Source organism: Streptomyces sp. NPDC008163, assembly GCF_042956885.1.
GTDB classification, from domain to species: domain Bacteria; phylum Actinomycetota; class Actinomycetes; order Streptomycetales; family Streptomycetaceae; genus Streptomyces; species Streptomyces drozdowiczii_A.
This window is the reverse complement of the sequence record NZ_JBIBHG010000001.1, coordinates 75,704-96,021: the sequence shown is the minus strand read 5'-3', so window position 1 is coordinate 96,021 and position 20,318 is coordinate 75,704. Positions and strand designations below refer to the sequence as shown.

The following is a 20,318-nucleotide window of genomic DNA, read 5'->3' as shown; positions in this document are numbered from 1 at the left end:
GAGGGCCACGGTTCGCAAGGATCGGGCCACCGTCCCGGCCGGACCCCGCTCCTCAAACGCCGGCGAGGCCGAAGGCGGCGGCGAGGCAAATCCAAGCCCCTCCGGCGATCGAGGAGCGGGGGCCCGGGGGCGGCGCCCCCGGACCTCAGCCGATCCGTTCCAGGCGGCGGATCGGACGGGCCGCGAGAAGCACGGCCACCGCCGCGATGTTGACCACCGCACCCGCGAACAGCACCTCGGGCGCGCCCAGTTGGTCCGCGAGCGGACCGGCCAGGGCGCGGCCCGCCGCCACCATGAGCAGCGACCCGGCGACGTCGTACGCGTGCAGCCGGTTCAGCGATTCGGACGGTACGTGGGTCTGGACCGTCGTGGACCACATCACCAGCCAGAACGCGGAGGCCGCGCCCGCCACGAACTGGCCCGCGCCCAGGGCCGGTACGGAGAGCCCGAGGCCCAGCACGACGAGGTTCGCGCAGACGCCGGTGAGCGCGACGGCCCCCGCCGCGAGCGGGCGGCGCGGGCGCAGCCGCAGCGCGAGCAGGCCGCCGACGACGCTGCCCGCCCCGTTCACCGCCATCATCGCGCCGTACGTCCCCGAGCCGTGCGCCTCGGTGACGCGGACGGCGGTGAGTGGGAGCATCGGGCCGAGCACGGCGAAGCCGTACACCGTCCAGACCGCGATCACGCCCCAGAGCCAGCTGCGCGCGGTGAACTCGCGCCAGCCGTCCACCAGCTCGGCGAGGAACGAACCGCGCGGCGTCCCGTCCGAGGGGGCCGGGGCGAGCCGGAGCAGGAAGAGGCACACCCCGGAGACCAGGAACGTCGAGGCGTTCGCCGCGTAGACCGCACCCGCGCTAGCCAGGCCGACGAGGACGCCCGCGAAGGCCGGGCCCGCCATGGTCATCAGCGCCTCGGAGACGCGCAGCACGGCGTTGGCGCGCTGCACGTCCGGGGCGACGCGCGGCACGGTGGACGCGACGCCCGGCTGGAAGAGGGCCGCGCCGACACCGGCGACCGAGCTCAGCGCGTACACCGCCCACAGCGGCGGGTTGCCGGTCGCGAAGGTCACGGCGAGCACGGAGGCGCCGACCAGCCGGAGCGCGTCGGCGATGATCATCATGCGGCGCGGCGTGAACCGGTCCGCGAGGACACCGCCGAAGAGGACGAACACGGCGAGCGGGCCCATCCAGCAGGCCAGCGCGTAACCGACCGTTGAGGCCGGGCGGTCGGCGCCGAGCAGCCCGGCGGTCAGAGCGACGGGGATCATGCCGTCGCCGAAGAGGGCGGCGGTGCGGGCGACGAAGAACAGCCTGAAATTACGGTTCCAGAGCTGCCCGCCGGACTCCTCGAACAGGGCCGGCAGGGGCGGGAGGGGGGACGGACCGCCGAGGGCGGCGGCCTGGGGGTCCGTGGCGGGAATGCGCACGGAGTCAGCTGACTTTTCCTTCACACCGATGACATGTATCAGCTTATGGTCTATACCAGCTAGGGCCTTTTCACCGGGCCCCGCCGGCCGAAGGGAGTCCGCTGTGCCGCACCGGGTCGTCGTCCTCGCCCTCGACGGGCTGCTCCCCTTCGAACTGGGCATCCCTCAGCGGATCTTCGGGCTCGCCCGCCCCCCGGAGCCGCAGGACCGGGCGCGGAAGCTGTACGACGTGGTGACCTGCTCGGTCCGGCCGCCGGGTCCGGTCCACACCGAAGCGGACTTCTCGATCATGGTCGGGCACGGACCCGAGGCGCTCGCCACGGCCGACACGGTCGTCGTCCCGGCCAGTTACGAACTGGGGCCGGTGTACGACGAGGGCCGGCTCTCCGACGAACTGGCCGCCGCGTTCACGTACATCCGGCCGGGCACCCGCATGGTGTCCATCTGCACCGGCAGCTACGTCCTGGCCGCCGCGGGCTGCCTCGACGGGCGCCCCGCCACCACGCACTGGGCCTCCGCCGACCACTTCCAGCGGCTCTTCCCCGCCGTGCGGGTCGATCCGGACGTCCTGTTCATCGACGACGGGGACGTGCTGACGTCCGCCGGGGTGGCCGCCGGGATCGACCTCTGCCTGCACATGGTGCGGCGCGACCACGGGACCGCCGTCGCCAACGATGTCGCCCGGCGCACGGTCGTGCCGCCGCACCGGGACGGGGGCCAGGCGCAGTACATCCAGCGGCCCGTGCCGGACACCCAGTTCGCCACGACGACGACCGCCCGGGCCTGGGCGCTGGCCCGGCTGGAGCGGCCGATCCTGCTGCGGGACATGGCCCAGCAGGAGTCGATGAGCGTACGGACGTTCACCCGGCGGTTCCGCGAGGAGGTCGGCGTCAGCCCCGTGCAGTGGCTCACCCAGCAGCGCGTGGAGCTGGCGCGCCGGCTCCTGGAGTCCACGGACCTGTCCATCGACCAGGTCGCCCGGGACGCCGGTTTCGGCACGTCCACCTCGCTGCGGCAGCACCTCCAGGCGGCGCTGGGCGTCTCGCCGACGGTGTACCGCCGCACGTTCCGCTCGGCGGCGGGGAAGAGCGCCTAGGCGTGGCTGGGCTCGGCGCCGTGTGCGCCGGGCTGGAGGCGGCTCTGGAGCAGCGGGACCGCGCGGTCCACCTCGCACCAGATCCGCTTGCCCGCACCCTCCGGCTGCCAGCCCCAGCGGTCGGCGAGGCCGTCGACCAGCTCCAGGCCCCGGCCACCGGTGTCCTCGCCGCGCGCGTGCCGCTGCTGCGGCGGGCGGCAGCTGGCGTCGGCCACCTCGACGCGCACGGTCCCGGCGCCGCCCGGGGCGCCCGCCGGGCCGAAGAGCATGCGCAGCACGGCCGGGCAGCCGGTGTGCACCACCGCGTTGGTGACCAGCTCCGAGATGAGCAGGATGAGGGTCTCGGCCAGCGGCTCGTCATCCCTCACACCGGACCCGGCGAGCCGTGAGCGCGCCCATCTGCGGGCCCGTCCGACCTCCGCGGGGTCGGGCCCGACCTCCAACTGAACCTGAAGCACCTGCACCGCTCACACCATCCGAACCGGCGGACACATCGCCTCGCGCCTCCACAGGGTCACGGAACGTGATTCCCTTGCACGACAGCATGGTTGACGTACAGTCACCGCAACAAGCGCTTCGGGCATATTCCAGCGCGAAGGAGTACGCGTAGTGCATACTGTGCGACGCACATTGCGGAGAGTCGAACAGCACCTCACCCGGACCCGCCGCGCCGTACAGGCCGCGTCCGGACCGACAGGTTCCAGAACCACTCGCATCTCACGGAGGGTACCCGAGGCGGGCGCCGACTCCACGCCGTGACGAATCACGCGAAGGACACAAGCCGGTATCGGTGACCGGCCGTCGCGCTGCGTCACGCCCAGGGGCCGGGTGCCCCTGGGCGTCCCGCGCTAATCCGGTTCGATGACTGTCACGTACTGCGCCAGCGCGGCCACCGCGTCCTCCTCGACGACCCCGCCGTCCCGGTCCGTGTCCAGGCTCTGCGCGGCGAACGCCGCCGCGTCCGGGCTCGCGCCGAGGACCTTCAGGGCCCGCTCCACGGCCGGCACCGGTGCCCTGCCGTCGCCGGACGGCCCCGCCGCCACCGCGAGCGCCGCGCGCAGGAACGGGCGCGCGATCTCCGCGAACCGCTCCGGGTTGTCGCGCAGCCGCTTCACCGCGCCGCCGACGAACTCCTCACGGGTGACGCGCTGGTCCCCGTCCACGTCGGCGATGCCCGCCATGCCCTGCCAGAACGCCTCGGCGCCGTTGTAGAGCGCCTGGCCCTTGTCGCAGCGGGCCGTCGTACCGAATTCGGTGAGCAGACGGGCCGCGGCGGCGTTGAAATCCGCGCGATCGATGTATCCGTTGCCGTCCTGGTCGAAGGCGGCGAAGCGGAAGGCGATCTTGCGCTCATACTCTGCGCTGTCCATGCGGGGAGCGTACGACGCCTTCAGGCGTCACGTGTCACTTACGGGGCTCAGCCCTGTGACAGCTCCGCACGAGACGGTGCGGCGACGGCCCTTTCAGGCCGTCATGGGCTCGGCCTCCTCGTCCACGGCCGCGTCCCAGTCCGGGAAGACATCGAACAAGCGCCGCACGCCGAGGGCGGCGAGCACGCGGTTGACGTGGGAGCCCTCCTCGGCGCCCCGGGCGGGCAGGATCAGGCGCAGCCGGCCGCCGCAGGACCGCATCAGGCGGCGCAGGGCGATGAGCACCCCGACCCCGCTGGAATCGCAGAACTGGACACCGGACAGGTCCAGCACCACGTCGTGGCGGCCGACGGCCACCACCTCGTGGACGGACTGGCGGACGGTGGCCGAAGTCAGCAGGTCCAGTTCGCCGCCAATGTGCAGCACGGTCCATCCGCCCCGCTCGGTCTCAGAGACTTTCAGGGTCACGCGTCTGAACCTCTCGTTCCGGGGATTCCGGGGCAGCCCAGTGATCCGGAAGTTTGCGTTCCTCCCTGGCGGCTGCCCCCGTACGTCCCTCGCGAAACACGCGTCTCGCAAAGAGGGCGTGTTCCCAGGACGTACTTGTCGTAAAGGGGCGTGCTTCTCCGGAGGCGGGGACTACATTCGGACAGGACGAGTGGGACAGGGACGCACAGGTCCGACGGCGGAGGGCTGGGGGGCAGATGGCCGAAAACGCACCACCCCGCTGGGACCGCAGGATGCAGCAGCGGCTGTCGCGCGGCGAGGCCGCCGCCCTCGGCGAGATGTACGACCGGTTCGCCGCCCTCGTCCACAGCCAGGCCAACCGGATGCTGGACGACGAGGACGCCGCCGGCCTGGTCACCCGCGAGGTCTTCGGCTACGTCTGGGAGAACCCGGACATGTACGACCCGAAGCAGGGCTCCATGCGGGCCTGGCTGGCCTTCCTCACGCACCGCGAGTCCGTACGGCGGCTGCGCGGCGCGGCGGACGGCGGCGACCCCGAGGACCCCGACGATCCCGGCGGCCCCGAGGACCCGGACGCCCTGGACGAGCGGGTCCGCCGGGCCACCGCCGCCGCCCGGGCCGACTACATCGTCGCCTCCATGCCGGCGCCGCTGCGGGCCGCCCTGGAGCTGGCCTACGTACAGCGCCGCGACTACCGGCAGACGGCGGCGGACCTCGGCGTCACGGCGGACGAGGCGCGGCGCCGGCTGCGGCTCGGGCTCCAGCTGCTGTCCACCGCCCGGACCCGTCCGGTCGAGGGCGCCCCGCCGCCCGGATACGGGAGGGCGCTGTGAGCGGCGGCGCGGGCGGCGACCGGGACGGGGAGGGCCGCGACGAGGTGCGCGGCGCCCGGCGCATACCGGGGCCCAGGCCCGCCGCGGACGACTTCGGCGACCTGGGGCGCGTACCGCCGCCGGAGCAGCCGCCCGTACGGCCGGAACCGGAACCCGAGGCGGAACGCGTGCCGCCTCCCGCAGCGCCCGCCCCGGTCCTCCCGCACCGGGTGCTCCAGGCCCTCCTGGGTGCCTGGGCGCTCGCCGCGTGCTCCGCCGAGGAGACCGAGGCCGTCGAGGCGCACCTGACCGGGTGCGCGCCCTGCGTCGAGGAGGCGCGGCGGCTGCGGGACGCGGTCGGGCTGCTGCACACCGACCGGAGCCTGGACCTCGATCCGCTGCTGCGGGCCCGGGTGCTGGACAGCTGCCTCGCCCGGCGCCCCGCGAAGATCCCGGTGCCGGACTGGGCCGCGCCGTACGACGCCGAGACGGCGCGGCTCGACGCCCTGCTGCGGGACATCGACGCCGCCGAGTGGCACGCCCCGGTGCGGCTGAAGTGGTTCGAGGACGAACGGCAGGCGGGCCGCCGGACCACGGTCGCCGGGGTGATCGGGCACCTGATGAGCGTGGACGGCCTGGTCGGCGCCGCGCTGGGCCTGGACGACCCGCTCCCGGAGGCCCCGCCCACCCCGACCGCGCGGACCGAGGCGTACTGGTCGTCCGCCCGGCGCCCGCCCACCCGCGCGGTGCGTGAGCCGTGGCGCGAGCAGAGCCACACGCTGATCAGGACCGTGTCGTTCGCCCGGCGCGGGGCCTCGGAGCTGTCCGTGCCGTACGGGGCGTTCGCGCTGCCCTTGCAGGACGCGATGCTCGACCGGGCCTTCGAGTGCTGGGTGCACGCGCGGGACATCGCGGAGGCGGTGGACTACCCGTACGAGCCGCCGTCCGCCGGGCATCTGCACCGGATGATCGACCTCGCGGTCCGGATGCTGCCGGATGCGCTGGCCCTGCGGCGCCGGGCGGGGCTCGCGGCGCCGGCCGGGCGGCTGGTGCCGGCCGGGTCGCCCGGGCGCTCGCTGCACCTGGAGATCGAGGGCTCGGGCGGCGGCGACTGGTACATCGCGCTGGACTCCCCCGCCGCGCGCGGGTCCGCCGACCACGTGGTGGCGCAGGTCGCGCTGGAGGGCGTGGAGTTCTGCCGGCTGGTGGCGGGGCACGTGCCGCCGGTGGACGCGGCGGCCGGGCAGCGCGGGGACCGCGAGGCGATCAGCGACGTGCTGTTCGCGGCCGCCTCGCTCAGCCGGCTGTGAGCGCGCCGCTCAGTCGAAGACGACCGTGCGGCGGCCGTTGAGCAGGATGCGGCGTTCCGCGTGCCACTTCACCGCGCGGGCCAGCGCCTGGCACTCCACGTCCCGGCCGATGGCGACCAGCTGGTCCGGGGTCACGTTGTGGCCGACGCGCTCGACCTCCTGCTCGATGATCGGGCCCTCGTCCAGGTCGGCGGTGACGTAGTGGGCGGTGGCGCCGATGAGCTTCACACCGCGCGCGTGTGCCTGGTGGTACGGCTTGGCGCCCTTGAAGCTCGGCAGGAAGGAGTGGTGGATGTTGATGATCCGGCCGCTCAGCTGCTTGCACAGGTCGTCCGAGAGGACCTGCATATAGCGGGCCAGGACGACCAGCTCGACGTTCTCCTCGCGGACCAGGTCCAGCAGCTCCGCCTCGGCCTGCGCCTTGTTGTCGCGGGTCACCGGGATGTGCCGGAAGGGCACGTCGTACGAGGCGACGAGCTCGGCGAAGTCCGGGTGGTTGGAGACGACGGCGGCGATCTCGACCGGCAGGGCGCCGATCCGGGACCGGAAGAGCAGGTCGTTGAGGCAGTGGCCGAACTTGCTGACCATGAGCACGATCCGCATGCGCTCCGACGCGCGGTGGATCTGCCAGTCCATCGCGAAGGAGTCGCCGATCGCGGCGAAGCTGGCCCGCAGCTTGTCGACGGTGACCGGGGTGCCCGCCGAGAAGTGGACGCGCATGAAGAACAGACCGGTGTCGTGGTCCCCGAACTGCTGGCTGTCCTCGATGTTGCAGCCGGTCATGAAGAGATAGCTCGACACGGCGTGCACGATGCCCTGTTTGTCGGGGCAGGACAGCGTGAGGACGTACTGGTCGGGGGCAGGCTGCGGCGCGGTCATCCCCGTAGCGTGCCACAACCTCGGGGCGTCAGGCGGACCTGGTCAGAATGCGGAGGACGTCCAGCGAGCGCGGCGGGGTGCCGGGGTCCTCGCCGTCGTTGCCGGCGAGCAGCACATGCGCCTCGCGGGCGGCGGCGACGGCCTCCGGCCAGCCGGGGTGCTCCAGGTAGACGGAGACGGGGGCGTCCGCTCCGACCTGGTGCAGGATGCGCAGCACCCGGAGCACGGCGGCGTCCACGAGGGCGGCCTCGGTGGCGTCCCGGAAGATCGTGCCGACGTACTTCTCGGCGGACCAGTTGTCGAGCCAGGTGTCCTCGACCAGGCGGTACACGGCGTCGGTGACGTCGCCGTACCCCTCCCGGCCGGCCAGCCAGCACTCACGGTGGAAGACGGGATCGGAGAGCATGTGCAGCGCCGAGCGCACGTTGCTGCGCCAGCGCCACCACGGAAGGTCGTTGAGCGGCATGCCGCCCATGGTGGAGGAGCGACGGCCACGACGGGAAGAGTTCTCGGAACCTTGCTGCACGGTTGTCGATCGTACGTTCCCTTTTCGGTGCCCTTGACCGGCCCCTGGCGTTCACGGTGACGTCACCCCCCGTTGACGGCTCCACACCACGGCGTTACCCGGGGCGGGGAAAGGTCTCGGTCCATGACCGGACGGCGACGCCCCCTTCCCTCCCGCCCCTTCGCAACGCTCACCGGTGCGGTGACGGCCGGGGCCCTGCTGCTGTCCGGCTGCGGCGCGCTCCCTGGGGGATCGGGGGACTCCAGGGAGCCCGTCACCGTCATGACCTGGGCGCCGGGCGGCGCCGCCGGCCCGGACGCCGAGAACATGGCCGGAATGACCGCCATGGCCCAGGCGTACGGGCGCTGGATCAACGCGCGGGGCGGCATCGACGGGCACAAGCTGCGCATCGTCACCTGTGACGAGCAGGACGCCTGGACCGGCGCGGGGGACTGCGCCCGCAAGGCCGTCGAGGAGAAGGCGGTCGCGGTCGTCGGCTCGTACAGCCGGCACGGGCGGGCGTACCTGGCCCCGCTGGAGGTCGCCGGAATCCCGTACATCGGCGGTTACGGCGCCTCCGAGGAGGAGTTCCGCAGCTTTGCGTCCTACCCGGTGACCGGGGGCCAGTCCGCGCTGCTCGCCGGGACCGCCGAGCAGTTGGCGCACGACTGCGCGCGGGTCTCGCTGGTGCGCCCGGACACGCTGTCCGGCGACAGCCAGGCGTGGCTGCTGCGTACCGGCCTCAAGGGCGCCGGGCGGCCCGCCCCGCTCGACATACCGGCCGCCGAGGGCGCCACCTCGTACGACGCGGAAGCGGAACGCGCGCTGTCCGGCGCGGGCGCGACCGGCGGCTGCGTGACGTCCGTGCTGGGCAACCGTACGGAGACCTTCTTCGACTCGTTCCGGCGGCTGGAACCGCAGGGCACCGCCGTGCGCGTGGCCTCCGTGCTCGGCAGCGTGGGGCAGCCGCTCATCGACCGCACCGGCGGCCGGGACAGCCCGTTCGAGGGGGCGTACGTCACCGGCTGGTACCCGCCCCCGGGCGACGCCAGGTGGAACCCGATGCGGAAGGTGATCCGCGAGCACGCCTTCGGCGACAACCGGATCGACCCGGACGACACGGGCGTGCAGACCACCTGGATCGCGTACACCGCGCTGAAGTCGGTCATCGAGTCGATGCACGAGTCCGGGATCACCGCGGCGAAACTCACCCGGGCCCTCGGCCGGGGCGTCCGCGCCGGCACCGGGGGCCTCACGCCCCCGCTGCGCTGGCGCTACGAGGACATGATCGGCTCGCGGTCCTATCCGCGCGTCGTCAACAGCGAGGTGACGTTCCAGGTGGTGCGCGACGGGCGCCTGGTCGCGGCGCGGAAGGGCTTCGTGGACGTCACGGAGACCATGGCCGAGGCCAGCGCGACCCGCTGAACCGGCGCGGGCGCGGGCGCGCCGGTCCGGCGGGCTCGGCTCAGAGCGCCGTCGCCTCGCGCTTCGTCAGGCCGTACTTCTCGGCGATCTTGTTCCACAGCGCGGCCGCCTCCCGCTTCGCGGTGCTGGCCTCGCCGCTCTTCACGGTCGCCTGCTGGGTGTGCGAGGTGGTCTTCGCGTGGCCGTGCTTGCAGACCTTCTTGCTCTTGGCCTGCGCCGCCCAGGCCGCGTAGTGGTCGTCCGCGGAGGCGGACGCCTGCCACGCCCTGGTGAGCGCGGAGGTCAGCCGGTCGTGGTCCGGCAGCTTGTCCACGGAGAGCGCCTGGAGCCGGGTGACCAGGTCGCGGCGCTGCTTGGCGGCGCCCTTGAGGTCGGAGACGGCCGTGTCCAGGTCGGTGCAGGACTTGGTCTTCTCGACCGCCCCGATCACCGCGGCACGGCTGTTGTTGCTGTCCGCGAGGAGCTTGTCCAACTCCTCGGCCTGCGGCTTCGCCGGGTCGGCCGCGGGCTGCTCCTTCTCCTTGGACGGTCCACCGGCGGCCGGTGAACTCGCGGACGCCACCGGCTGCTTGGCGTCCTTGTCGTCATCGTCGCCGCCGCTCATCAGCGCACCGGCGCCGAGCCCGATCACCGCGCAGCCGACGACGACGGCCGCGATCAGCGGCACCGCTCCGGACTTCTTGCGCCGCCCGCCGTCGCCCTCGTCGAGCCCGGGCCCGTCCTGGGGACCGCTGTACGGGGGCGGCGGCTGCTGGAAGCCCTGCTGCGGCGGCGGACCCGCCTGGTAAGGCTGCTGCGGGCGCTGCTGGTACGGGGGCTGCTGCTGGGCCGGGTCGAACCGGGGCATCTGCTGCGTCGCGCCCTCGGGGGCGTCGCTGCGGAAGAGGTTGTCGAACTCGGCGGGCGGCTGCCGCTCGCCGGGCGTCCCGGGCCGGATGCCATACGGGGCGCCGCCGGGTACCGGCGGGATGTACTGCGTCGCCTCGGAGTCCCCGCCGCCGCCCTGGGGGGCCTGCGCACCGCGGCCCAGGAACTGCGTGGACTCCGCGGGGTTCTCCGGCGGCAGCCCGCCGGGTGCGGGGCCGCCGGGTATCGGCGCGATGTACTGCGTGGCGTCGGCGTCCCCGCCCGGAGCCGCCCCGTGCCCGGCCTCGGGCGGCAGCGGCTGCGCGGGCGGCAGGGGCGCGGCGCCCTGGTTCCCGCCGTACGGGGCGCCGTACGCGTCCTGCTGCCCGTACCCGCCCTGCTGCTGCCCGTACGGATCCGGCTGTTGCTGGTACGGCTGCTGCGGCGGCTGCTGCCCGTACGGGTCCTGGTTCCCGCCGTTCTGCGGGCCCCACGCCTGCCCCCACGGCCGGCCGCCGGCCGGGGCCGCCTGGTCCGCCGCTCTTCCCGGCGTCCAGGGCTCGCCGCCGTCCGAGGGCAGCACGACACCCTCGTGCGCGGGTCGTACAGCAGGGTGCTGCTGCTCGTCGCCCTGTCCGCTCTGTGTCACCGGGACTCCTACGTACGTGTCAACTATGGAATCGTCGGCTCACGCTATCGGGTGGCAGCCGCGGTATGCCAAGTGCCCGTGGTCCGCAGCACACCCGTGACACAGGGTGTAACACCGCGACCTCTTGAGACGCAGTTAAGGGTTCACCCGCCCCGGCTCAGGCCGCCTGGAGCTCCAGCCGCGCCCCGAACTCCCGTACCGCGGGCTCGTCCCCGTACGGCAGGAGGCGCTGCTGGAGGTCCTCCAGATACTCCGCGCCCCGGGTCGAGCGCACCGTGCCCAGCAGCTCCATCGCCCGGGTCCCCGTGTGGCACGCCTGCTCGACCTCCCGCAGCTGCACCTGGGCCGTGGCCAGCAGCGCGAGGCCGATGCCGCGGCGCCGGGCCCGGGTCTCCGGGTGGCCGTCCAGGGACTCCTTCGCCCGGCGCGCGGCGGCCTCCGCCTGCCCCAGGTCCCGGTGGCAGTGGGCGAGTTCGTCCGCGAGGTAGGCGTGGTCGAAGTGGGCGATCCAGTCCGGGTCGTCCCCGCTGTCCGGCTCGGCCCGCTCCAGGGCGGCCTCGGCCCGGCCCGCGGTCTCCAGGCAGGTGCGGGCGTCGCCGAGCAGCGCGTGGCCGCGCGCCTCCGCCGCGTAGAACATCGCCTCCGCGCGCGGGGTGACCCGGCCGCGCGCCCCCTCCTGCGCGGCCCGCGCCAGCTGGGCGATCTCGCGCGGATTGCCGAGCTGAGCGGCGAGGTGGCTCATCGACGCTGCCAGCACATAGCCGCCGTAGGCCCGGTCGCCCGCCGCCTGCGCGAGGCGCAGCGCCTGGATGTAATAGCGCTGGGCCAGGCCCGGCTGGCCGGTGTCGATGGCCATGTAGCCGGCGAGTTCGGTGAGCCGGGAGACCGCGGCGAAGAGCTGACGGCCCGTCGACTCGCGGTACGCCCCCGAAAGGAGTCCGGACACCACGCTGTTGAGGTAGTGCACGAGGACCGGGCGGACATGGCCGCTGCCGAAGCGGTGGTCGAGGTCGACCAGCGCGGCCGTCGTCGCCCGCACCGCCTCGACGTCCGCCATCCCGACCCGGGACCCGGAGACCCGGGCGACCTGCGGGTCGGCGCCCGTGATCAGCCAGTCGCGGCTGGGCTCCACGAGCGCGGACGAGGCGACCGCCGAGCCGGTGAGGAAGTCGCGGCGGCCGACGTCGCTGCGCCACAGCTCGCAGACCTGCTCGATCGCCCCGATCACCGTCGGCGCGAACTGGAGGCCGACGCCCGAGGCGAGGTTCTTGCCGTTGGCCATGCCGATCTCGTCGATCGTGACCGTACGGCCGAGCTTGCGGCCCAGCGCCTCGGCGATGGTGCCCGGCGCCCGGCCTCGTGGCTGCTGGCCGCGCAGCCAGCGGGCCACGGAGGTCTTGTCGTAGCGGAGGTCGAGGCCGCGTTCGGCGCCGACCATGTTGACCCGGCGGGCCAGGCCCGCGTTGGAGCATCCGGCTTCCTGGATGAGCGCCTGGAGCCGTTCGTTCGGCTGACGAGCGACGAGTGGCCTGGCTGCCATGTGTATCCCCCTGAGGCCGCAGTGATAGGTGGCGGGATCACTGCCCGACATATGACTGAGAAATGCGCCGATTCATCGTGTTGGTCACTTTCCGCGCGACTTACCTCATTCGTCACGGCCGGTCACTAAAATGCCGCGCCGGACCGGACCGGCCGGACGTCCCGTAACCAGCTACCCGCCCAGGGCCCGTGCCTCTCCCACGCGCCCCCGCCCATGCATCCGTGCGCCCCGTATGCGGAACCGCGCACCGGGCGGCCGTAACTCTTCGTGAAGCCCGTAGTTGAGCCGGACGTGGAAGAGCCCATCGGAGTCATGGAAGCCGCACAGGTCCCCCGGCAGCGCGTGGAGCAGCTGCTCGACGCCGCCGTGCGGTACACGGAGGAGAGGCACTGGGACGTGTGCCCGGGCACCTGGCTGGAGCCGTCCGGCGGCGGCAGCCGGTGCTCGTGCGGCGAGGAGACGTGCGCCGCACCCGGCGCCCATCCCACCGGGGAGGACTGGACGGACGGGGCCACCGGCAGCGGTGCCGCGGCCCGCCGGATGTGGACCCAGCGGCCCGGGGCAGCCGTGCTGCTGCCCACCGGGCGCGCGTTCGACGCCGTCGACGTGCCGGAGTCGGCGGGCTTCCTGGCGCTCGCCCGGATGGAGCGGATGAGCCTGCCGCTCGGCCCGGTCACCCGCACCCCGGACCGCCGCATGCAGTTCTTCGTGCTGCCCGGCGCGGCCGGGAAGGCGGACGACCTGGTCCGCCGGGCCGGCTGGAACGCCGCGTCGATCGGCCTGCGCGGGGTCGGCGAGGGCGGTTACGTCGTCGCGCCCCCGACCCGGGTCGGGGGGGTCGGCGCCGTGCAGTGGGCCCGCTCGCCCACGACCGCCAACCGCTGGCTGCCCGAGGTCGAGGAGCTGATCGGCCCGCTCGCTTACGCCTGCGGGCGCGCCAAGGCGGACGCGCGCCGGTAACCCCTTTCGTAGGGTGGTCCCCACACACGGGGACTTCGAAAGGCGTGCGCATGCCGGACCGGGCAGAACGCGAGGGTGCGGAAGGGACAGAGGCACCGCGGGCGACGCCGCCCGCGGTGCGCGTCCAGGGGCTGTGGAAGAGGTTCGGCGAGCAGACCGCGGTCGCCGGCATCGATCTGGAGCTGCCCGCGGGCAAGTTCATCGGCCTGGTCGGACCCAACGGGGCGGGGAAGACCACCACGCTCTCGATGGTCACCGGTCTGCTCCGGCCCGATCAGGGGCGGATCGAGATCGGCGGGCGCGACGTCTGGGGCGACCCGGTCGAGGTGAAGTCCCGGATCGGGGTCCTGCCCGAGGGCCTGCGCCTCTTCGAGCGGCTCTCCGGCCGCGAACTCCTGTCCTACACCGGCCGGTTGCGCGGACTGCCGGGGCACGAGGTGGACAGCAGGGCCACCCAGCTGCTCGACGTGCTGGACCTGGCGGGCTCCCAGCACAAGCTGGTCATCGACTACTCGACCGGGATGCGCAAGAAGATCGGGCTCGCCGCCGCCCTGCTGCACAACCCCGAAGTGCTCTTCCTGGACGAGCCGTTCGAGGGCGTCGACCCCGTCTCGGCGCAGACCATCCGCAAGGTCCTGGAGCGCTACACGCGATCCGGGGCGACCGTCGTCTTCTCCAGCCATGTAATGGAGCTGGTCGAGTCGCTGTGCGACTGGGTGGCCGTCATGGCGGCCGGCAGCATCCGCGCCCAGGGCCCCCTGGCCGAGGTGCGCGGCGAGGCGTCCTCCCTCCAGAACGCGTTCCTGGAGCTGGTCGGCGCGGGCGACCGCGATACCGGCGAGACCCTGGACTGGCTGGGCGGCGACCGATGAGCGTGCTCGACGCCCCCGCCGGCACCGGCCCCCGGACCGGGGCCACGACCGGCGCTTCGGCGTTGATCCCCGTATTCGCCCGGCTCAAGCTGGCCCTGCTCCGCAACGGGCTGCGCCAGTCCAGCGGGCGGAAGGCGGTCTACCTGATCTCGGTCGTGGGCGCCCTGCTCGCCGCGGCCGTGCTGCTGCTCGGGCTCGTCCTGCTGCGCGGCCGCGACCACGCGGACTCGGTGGTGGTGCTGCTCACCGCGGTCGTGGCCCTCGGCTGGGCGGTGATGCCGCTGTTCTTCTCGGCCGGGGACGAGACCCTGGACCCGACCCGTCTGGTGATGCTCCCGCTGCGGCCCCGGCCGCTGATCATCGCGCTGCTGGTCTCCTCGCTGATCGGGCTCGGCCCGCTGTTCACGCTGTGCCTGGCGGCCGGGTCGGTGGCGGCGCTGGCCGAGGGGGCGGGTGCGGTCGTCTTCGCGGTGCTCGCCGTGCCGCTGACGCTGCTGGTCTGCGTGGCCCTGGCCCGCGCGGTGGCCGCCGCCAACACGCGGCTGCTGACCTCGCGCAAGGGCCGGGACCTGGCCGTTCTCAGCGGCCTGGTGATCGCGGTGGGCATCCAGGTCGTCAACTTCGGTGCCCAGCGCCTCGGCCGGGCCGGCGGGCTCTCCTCGCTCGGTCCGGCGGCGGACGTGGTGCGCTGGCTGCCGCCCGCCTCGGCCGTGGGGTCCGTGGACTCCGCCGCCGAGGGGGCGTACGGGCGGGCCGTCGTCCAGCTGCTGATCGCGGCGGCCGCGCTGGTGGTGCTGCTGTGGCTGTGGCAGCGCAGCCTGACGAAGCTGATGACCGCGCCGGACGGTTCCACGACCGCCGCCGCCGGGCCGGACCGTGAGAAGTCCGGCCGGATCGGCGCGGGCCTGTGGGCGCTGCTCCCCGAGGACCGCACCGGCACAGTGATGCAGCGGGCCCTGCGGTACGTGGCACGGGACCCGAAGACCAAGGCGGCCTGGGTGACCGCGCTGGCGATCGGGCTGATCGTGCCGCTGATCAACGCCCTCCAGGGCCAGGGCAGCGCGTACTTCGCCTGCTTCGCCGCCGGGATGCTCGGCATGCAGATGTGCAACCAGTTCGGGCAGGACACCTCCGCGTTCTGGATGGTCGCCCAGACGATCTCCTCGCCCCGGGACGGGTACCTCGAACTGCGCGCCCGGGCACTGGCGCTGCTGCTGATCACCCTTCCCTACACGGTGCTCGTGGCGGTGGTGACGGCGGCGCTGCTCGGTGACTGGAAGCTCCTGCCCGGGGTGATCGGCCTGTCGTTCGCGCTGCTGGGCGCGATGCTGGCGACGGGCGCGGTCGCCTCGGTGAACTTCCCGTACTCGATTCCGCAGGAGGGGGCGTTCAAGAACGTGGCGCCGGGGCAGGCCGGGCTCGCCTGGATCTCCATCCTCGGCAGTGTGGTCTCGGCGGCCGTGCTGAGCGCCCCGGTGATCGCCCTGACGATCACCCTGCACATCACGGACCGCACGGACTGGCTGTGGCTGCTGCTGCCGGTCGGAGCGGTGTACGGGGCACTGATCGGCTGGGGCGGTCTGCGGCTCGCGGCCCCGCGCCTGGCGATGCGGCTGCCGGAGATCCTGACGGCGGTCAGCAAGGGCTGAGAGCCGCCGGGCTTACGAAGACGGCTCACGCAGACGGCTCACGGAGACGGCTTCGGGGGCGGCTTACGGAGACACCGGCTCGCGGTCGTCCCGCGCGTCCTCGGAGAGCTGTTCGAGGAACGGTTCGACCGCGGCGCGCCAGCCCTCCGGCTGGTCGAAGTGCACGAGGTGGCCGGCGTCGGCCACCTCGGCGTACTGACCGCGCGGCAGGACCCGGACCATCTCCTGGGCCTCCGCCCGGCCGAGTTCGCCGTCCAGTCCGCGCAGCACCAGCGTCGGGCATCTGACCTGGGCCAGCTCCTCCCAGTGCGCGTCGAACACCCAGGTGGCACGGGACTCCAGCATCTGGCGGCGGGAGAACACGGGCCACCAGCCGCCGTCCCGTTCGGCCATCACCTCCGCGTAGAACGCGCCCCGGGACCGACTGGGGCCCTCCGCCCAGGGGTCCTCCTCGCCGAACCACCGCCGCACCGCTTCGGGCGAGGCGAAGGGGAGCGGCCAGCTCCCGAACCAGTCCTCCCACTCGCGCTGCGAGGCCGCGCCGAGCGCGGAGGCGCGCATGTCGCAGACGACGAGCGCGCGCACCAGGTCGGGGCGCTTGGCGGCGAGCTGCCAGGCGGTGAGCGCGCCCATGGAGTGGCCGACGAGGGTGACGGGGGCGAGCCCCAGCTGTTCGATCACCGCCTCGGCGTCCGCCACGTAGGCGTCGCGGGTGTAGGGGCCGTCCGCCGGCTTCCCGCTGTCGCCGTGGCCGCGCTGGTCCAGGCCGACCGGGCGGTGCCGCTCGGCGAGCCAGTCGGCGACGGGCGTCCAGTGCGAGGCCCGGCCCATCAGGCCGTGCAGCAGTAAGACGGCGGGGGCGCCGTCCGCGCCCGCGCGGGGCGGGTCGGCGAACTCCCAGGCCGCGAGGCGTACGCCGTCCGATCCGGTCACTTCGATGCGCCGCGCCATAGCTTCTGGCACCCCCTTCTCTCCCTGAGACACCGGGTGGGTCACCGGCTGGGTCACCGGGTGGTCGTGTCGGCCAGACTATCGAACCTTTATTCGAAAACCGGGATCTGCCGGCGAACACCGCTCGTTCGAGTGACTGCTTCCCAGGATTGACGGCGGCAGCTGCGGGGAGATCTTCTGCGGGAGGCGGGCCACTCGGGGATGAGGGCCCGCGGGACCGACCTCGGGAGCTCGGGGCTCCAGGTCGGGCACAGGGAGGGACAGGCCCCGGCGCCTTGCGGCGCCGGGGCCATCCGCTTGTCTGCGTACGACGGGTGCATCGCAGCTCCCCTCCCCGGCGGCGGGGCGGCGGCCGGCACGCTCAGCCACCCCTCCGCCACAGCCTGGCACGGTCCGCGCCGGAGCGCTGCGGTTCGGGCCGGAAAAAGAGAACCGGACGGAAAAAGAGAAACCGGGCACCGGCGGCTGCCGGTGCCCGGTCTCCCGGAAGGCGGGTCTCCCGCTTCGGTCTCCCTCTTAGGTCTGCTTCTCCGGTCTGCTTCTCCGGTCTGCTTCTTCGGTCTGCTTCCTCGGTCTACTTCTTCGCCACGAAGACGTGCGAGGCGATCTCGGAGTCCAGCTCCGCCGCCTCGCCGCTGCTGCCGACCAGCACCCCGCCGGGCGACTGCGTCACGCTGACCACGGACCCGGGCTGCACGCCCGCCCGCCGCAGCGTGTACATCAGCTGGGCGTCCGTCTGGATCGGCTCCCCGATCCGGCGGACCACCACCGTCTTGCCGTCGCTGCCCGGGTCGAGGTCGGACAGGCTGACCATGCCCTCGTCGAGGAACGGGTCGGCCTCCGTCTTCTCGCCCAGCTCTTCGAGACCCGGGATCGGATTCCCGTACGGCGACTCCGTCGGGTGGCGCAGCAGCTCCAGCACCCGGCGCTCGACCGCCTCGCTCATCACGTGTTCCCACCGGCACGCCTCGGCGTGGACCTGCTCCCACTCCAGGCCGATCACGTCGACCAGCAGGCACTCGGCCAGCCGGTGCTTGCGCATGACGCGGGTCGCCAGGCGGCGGCCCTCCTCCGTCAGCTCCAGGTGCCGGTCGCCCGCGACCTGCACCAGGCCGTCGCGCTCCATGCGCGCCACGGTCTGGCTCACGGTCGGACCGCTCTGGTCCAGCCGTTCCGCGATCCGGGCGCGCATGGGGACCACGCCTTCCTCTTCGAGTTCGAGGATGGTGCGGAGATACATCTCCGTGGTGTCGATCAGTCCGGACATTCGTGCCCCTCGATGCAATCGTGCGCTGGCCCTGACCCCAATTCTGACGCATCCCGCCCGTAACCGTGCCGTGCCGTCCTCGCCGGGGCCGTGCGGTATTGACAGGCCACTGGTCCAGACCGCAACGTGATCGGCGTTACGGACGCCCCATGGACATCCCACCCCGCCGGAAAGGTCCTCCTCGATGAGCGAAAGCAAGCTGGCCGGTCAGTTCCTCGATGCGGCGATCGGCCTGCTGGGGAGGGTGCGGGACGAGGAGGCCGGCAACATCGCGGCCGCCGGTGCCGCCATCGCCGACACCGTCGAGGCGGGCGGCCGGCTCTTCGCTTTCGGCGCCGGGCACTCCTCGCTCGCCGCGCAGGACGTCGTCTACCGGGCGGGCGGGCTCGCCCTGATGAACCTCATGGCCGTCCCCGGGGCCCTCGGCGTGGACGTCATGCCCGCGACGCTGGGCTCCGCCCTGGAACGCGTGGACGGCCTCGCGGGCGCGGTGCTCGACTCCAGCCCGGCGAAGTCCGGCGACCTGCTCGTGATCATCTCGCTCTCCGGACGCAACGCCCTGCCCGTCGAGATGGCGCTCAACGCCCGTGCGCTGGGCCTGAAGGTCATCGGCGTCACCTCGGTCGCGTACGCGGAGGAGACCCGGTCCCGGCACAGCTCGGGCGGCTTCCTGCGGGACCACTGCGACATCGTCCTCGACAGCAAGATCGCGATCGGCGACGCGGAGCTGGAGGTGGACGGCATCGAGGCGCCGTTCGCGCCCGCGTCCACGGTGGTCACCAGCGCGCTCATGCAGAGCATGATGGCCGCGGCGGCGGAACGGCTGCTGGAGCGGGGGATCGAGCCGCCGCTGCTGCGGTCGGGGAACGTGGACGGCGGGCACGAGTGGAACGGGCGCGTGATGGCGCGGTACGCGGACCGGATCTTCTACCGGCACTAAGGCTTACGCGGGGCCATAGCCGCCCAGTTGGTGCAGGTCCACCGACGCGGCCACCCGGGCCGCCACGCTCTCCGCGTACATCGCGTCCGGGCGTTCGAACGCGGTGCGGTGCGTGGAGCGGAGGAACGTCAGCACGCCCAGGGTCCGGCCGCGGCTGCGCAGGACCGTGGAGAGGGCGTGCACCGCGTCCGGGGGCCACTGCCGCTGCCGGGCCCACTCCCCGTCCGTACGGCCCGCTCCCGCCGACGTACGCACCGAGCCGGTGCGGTCCACCGCCTGGAGGGCCGGGTGGCCCGGCGCGTAACGCAACGGGATGCCGCCGCCCGCCACCGGGAGGCAGGGGCCGGGGGCGTCCGCAGGGGTGGCCGCGGCCCGGACCAGCCGCTCCCCCGCCACCAGGTCGACCAGCGCGTGGTCGGCGAACCCGGCCAGCGCGAAGTCGAGCGACGCCATCGCGGCCTCCATCGGGTCCTCGCACTCCGCGGCGGACCGCGAGGCGCGGTGCAGCTGGTTGGAGCGGAAGCGCAGCCGGTCCGCCTCCTGGGCGGCGAGCCGGGCGTCCGTGACGTCCTGGAAGACCCAGCCGGCGCCCAGCGGCACGGGCTCCTCGGTGAGCGGCGATGCCAGCCGCAGGAAGCCGCTGCGCCAGCAGCGACGGCGGGTGCCCTCACCACCGCGCAGCGTCACCCACAGCTCGGCGGGCGGCGCGTCCGGCGCCCCCTCGGCGAGTACGTGCTGGAGGGCGCCCTCCAGCTCCTCGACCCCCTGGGCGATCAGCTCGCCGAGGGGCCGCCCCAGCAGGGTCGTGCGGCCGCCGCCCAGGGCGCGGGCCGCGTGGGCGTTCACGACGGTGGGGCGCAGGTCCACGTCGACCAGGACGACGCCCCAGGAGGCGTCCTCGAACAGGGCCTCGCTGAGCGCGATGGCCCGCTCCAGGTCGATCTGGGCGTGCACCTCGCTGAACGCGCAGTACACCCCGGCCGGCTTCCCGTCCGCGCCCCGGACCCCGGCGGACTGGGTGCGCACCAGGACCCGGCCGCCGTCCTTGCGCAGCAGCGCGAACTCGTGGACCTGGCGGCCCGGCGCCTCCATGACCGCCATCAGCCGCCCCTGCACCTCGTCCGCGTCGGCCCGGCGCACCGCCCAGCCGGCCAGCCCGGGCCGGCCCACGGCCTCGTCGGCGGACCAGCCGAGGACGCGTTCGGCCTCGCGGTTCCAGTGGGTGACGGTGCCGTCCGCGTCGAAGGCGCACAGCGCCGCGTCCATGCCGTCGAGGAGCGCCGCCAGCAGCTCCGCCCCGGGAATGGCACCGGCCGTCCCCCTGCTCGTGGAAGCACTCATCCCGGTCCCCCT

General features: G+C 73.5%; 19 protein-coding genes. 8 read left to right on the top strand and 11 right to left on the bottom strand.

What is annotated here, in order from left to right:
- Nucleotides 1–145: 145 nt before the first annotated feature.
- A complete protein-coding gene (locus ACFZAT_RS00490; RefSeq protein ID WP_391258103.1) occupies nucleotides 146–1,426 on the bottom strand; it encodes an MFS transporter in 1,281 nt (426 codons plus the stop codon).
- 103 nt (nucleotides 1,427–1,529) lie between these two features.
- Between ACFZAT_RS00490 and ACFZAT_RS00485 the strand changes: the two genes are divergently transcribed.
- The gene (locus ACFZAT_RS00485; RefSeq protein ID WP_391258100.1) at nucleotides 1,530–2,522 is read left to right on the top strand and encodes a helix-turn-helix domain-containing protein; all 993 of its coding nucleotides are present in this window, start codon (nucleotides 1,530–1,532) and stop codon (nucleotides 2,520–2,522) included.
- On the opposite strand, the gene ACFZAT_RS00480 is transcribed toward ACFZAT_RS00485, so the two are convergent.
- The 3 genes from ACFZAT_RS00480 to ACFZAT_RS00470 all read right to left on the bottom strand — a co-directional run bounded on the left by ACFZAT_RS00480 (nucleotide 2,519) and on the right by ACFZAT_RS00470 (nucleotide 4,360).
- Nucleotides 2,519–2,986: an ATP-binding protein gene (locus tag ACFZAT_RS00480; RefSeq protein ID WP_391258097.1), complete on the bottom strand. Its 468-nt coding sequence runs from the start codon at nucleotides 2,984–2,986 to the stop codon at nucleotides 2,519–2,521. The two genes, ACFZAT_RS00485 and ACFZAT_RS00480, sit on opposite strands and share 4 nt — an antisense overlap.
- Nucleotides 2,987–3,370: 384 nt before the next feature.
- Entirely contained in the window at nucleotides 3,371–3,892 is a 522-nt protein-coding gene (locus ACFZAT_RS00475) for an EF-hand domain-containing protein (RefSeq protein ID WP_391258094.1), read from the bottom strand.
- Nucleotides 3,893–3,985: 93 nt separating this feature from the next.
- Nucleotides 3,986–4,360 carry an anti-sigma factor antagonist gene (locus ACFZAT_RS00470; RefSeq protein WP_391258093.1) on the bottom strand — a complete coding sequence of 125 codons (375 nt, stop codon included), beginning with the start codon at nucleotides 4,358–4,360 and terminating at the stop codon, nucleotides 3,986–3,988.
- Between the two features lie 236 nt (nucleotides 4,361–4,596).
- Here ACFZAT_RS00470 and ACFZAT_RS00465 point away from each other — a divergent pair, with 236 nt between their 5' ends.
- Both ACFZAT_RS00465 and ACFZAT_RS00460 read left to right on the top strand, forming a co-directional pair.
- A complete protein-coding gene (locus tag ACFZAT_RS00465; protein ID WP_391258090.1) occupies nucleotides 4,597–5,193 on the top strand; it encodes a sigma factor in 597 nt (198 codons plus the stop codon).
- Nucleotides 5,190–6,482 (top strand): zf-HC2 domain-containing protein, encoded by a 1,293-nt coding sequence (locus tag ACFZAT_RS00460; protein WP_391258088.1) that lies wholly within the window; start codon nucleotides 5,190–5,192, stop codon nucleotides 6,480–6,482. The genes ACFZAT_RS00465 and ACFZAT_RS00460 overlap by 4 nt, the downstream gene beginning before the upstream one ends.
- Before the next feature lie 9 nt (nucleotides 6,483–6,491).
- On the opposite strand, the gene purU is transcribed toward ACFZAT_RS00460, so the two are convergent.
- Both purU and ACFZAT_RS00450 read right to left on the bottom strand, forming a co-directional pair.
- Nucleotides 6,492–7,361, bottom strand: coding sequence for a formyltetrahydrofolate deformylase (purU, locus tag ACFZAT_RS00455; protein ID WP_391258085.1), 870 nt, complete (start codon nucleotides 7,359–7,361; stop codon nucleotides 6,492–6,494).
- Nucleotides 7,362–7,389: 28 nt separating this feature from the next.
- Nucleotides 7,390–7,827: a hypothetical protein gene (locus ACFZAT_RS00450; protein ID WP_391258083.1), complete on the bottom strand. Its 438-nt coding sequence runs from the start codon at nucleotides 7,825–7,827 to the stop codon at nucleotides 7,390–7,392.
- Between the two features lie 183 nt (nucleotides 7,828–8,010).
- On the opposite strand from ACFZAT_RS00450, the gene ACFZAT_RS00445 reads away from it, so the two are divergent.
- A complete protein-coding gene (locus ACFZAT_RS00445; RefSeq protein WP_391258080.1) occupies nucleotides 8,011–9,291 on the top strand; it encodes an ABC transporter substrate-binding protein in 1,281 nt (426 codons plus the stop codon).
- Between the two features lie 40 nt (nucleotides 9,292–9,331).
- Here the strand turns inward: ACFZAT_RS00445 and ACFZAT_RS00440 are convergent, their stop codons facing one another.
- Complete coding sequence (locus tag ACFZAT_RS00440) at nucleotides 9,332–10,720, bottom strand: hypothetical protein (RefSeq protein WP_391260127.1); 1,389 nt, start codon at nucleotides 10,718–10,720, stop codon at nucleotides 9,332–9,334.
- 223 nt (nucleotides 10,721–10,943) lie between these two features.
- Nucleotides 10,944–12,326 (bottom strand): transcriptional regulator, encoded by a 1,383-nt coding sequence (locus ACFZAT_RS00435; RefSeq protein ID WP_391258077.1) that lies wholly within the window; start codon nucleotides 12,324–12,326, stop codon nucleotides 10,944–10,946.
- Nucleotides 12,327–12,638: 312 nt separating this feature from the next.
- Between ACFZAT_RS00435 and ACFZAT_RS00430 the strand changes: the two genes are divergently transcribed.
- From ACFZAT_RS00430 to ACFZAT_RS00420, 3 genes are read left to right on the top strand one after another with little or no spacing between them, the layout of a single operon-like run.
- Nucleotides 12,639–13,286, top strand: a complete 648-nt coding sequence (locus tag ACFZAT_RS00430; RefSeq protein WP_391258074.1) for a bifunctional DNA primase/polymerase — start codon at nucleotides 12,639–12,641, stop codon at nucleotides 13,284–13,286.
- 50 nt (nucleotides 13,287–13,336) lie between these two features.
- Nucleotides 13,337–14,158: an ATP-binding cassette domain-containing protein gene (locus tag ACFZAT_RS00425; protein WP_391258071.1), complete on the top strand. Its 822-nt coding sequence runs from the start codon at nucleotides 13,337–13,339 to the stop codon at nucleotides 14,156–14,158.
- Entirely contained in the window at nucleotides 14,155–15,807 is a 1,653-nt protein-coding gene (locus ACFZAT_RS00420) for a transporter (protein WP_391258068.1), read from the top strand. Before ACFZAT_RS00425 ends, ACFZAT_RS00420 begins: the two co-directional genes overlap by 4 nt.
- Before the next feature lie 63 nt (nucleotides 15,808–15,870).
- Here the strand turns inward: ACFZAT_RS00420 and ACFZAT_RS00415 are convergent, their stop codons facing one another.
- A complete protein-coding gene (locus ACFZAT_RS00415) occupies nucleotides 15,871–16,758 on the bottom strand; it encodes an alpha/beta fold hydrolase (protein ID WP_391260124.1) in 888 nt (295 codons plus the stop codon).
- Between the two features lie 574 nt (nucleotides 16,759–17,332).
- Nucleotides 17,333–18,025, bottom strand: a complete 693-nt coding sequence (locus ACFZAT_RS00410) for an iron dependent repressor, metal binding and dimerization domain protein (protein WP_391258065.1) — start codon at nucleotides 18,023–18,025, stop codon at nucleotides 17,333–17,335.
- A gap of 184 nt (nucleotides 18,026–18,209) precedes the next feature.
- Here ACFZAT_RS00410 and ACFZAT_RS00405 point away from each other — a divergent pair, with 184 nt between their 5' ends.
- Nucleotides 18,210–18,965 (top strand): sugar isomerase domain-containing protein, encoded by a 756-nt coding sequence (locus ACFZAT_RS00405; RefSeq protein WP_391258062.1) that lies wholly within the window; start codon nucleotides 18,210–18,212, stop codon nucleotides 18,963–18,965.
- Nucleotides 18,966–18,968: 3 nt separating this feature from the next.
- Here ACFZAT_RS00405 and ACFZAT_RS00400 read toward each other — a convergent pair whose 3' ends face one another.
- Nucleotides 18,969–20,306 carry a PAS domain-containing protein gene (locus ACFZAT_RS00400; protein WP_391258059.1) on the bottom strand — a complete coding sequence of 446 codons (1,338 nt, stop codon included), beginning with the start codon at nucleotides 20,304–20,306 and terminating at the stop codon, nucleotides 18,969–18,971.
- Nucleotides 20,307–20,318 lie beyond the last annotated feature (12 nt).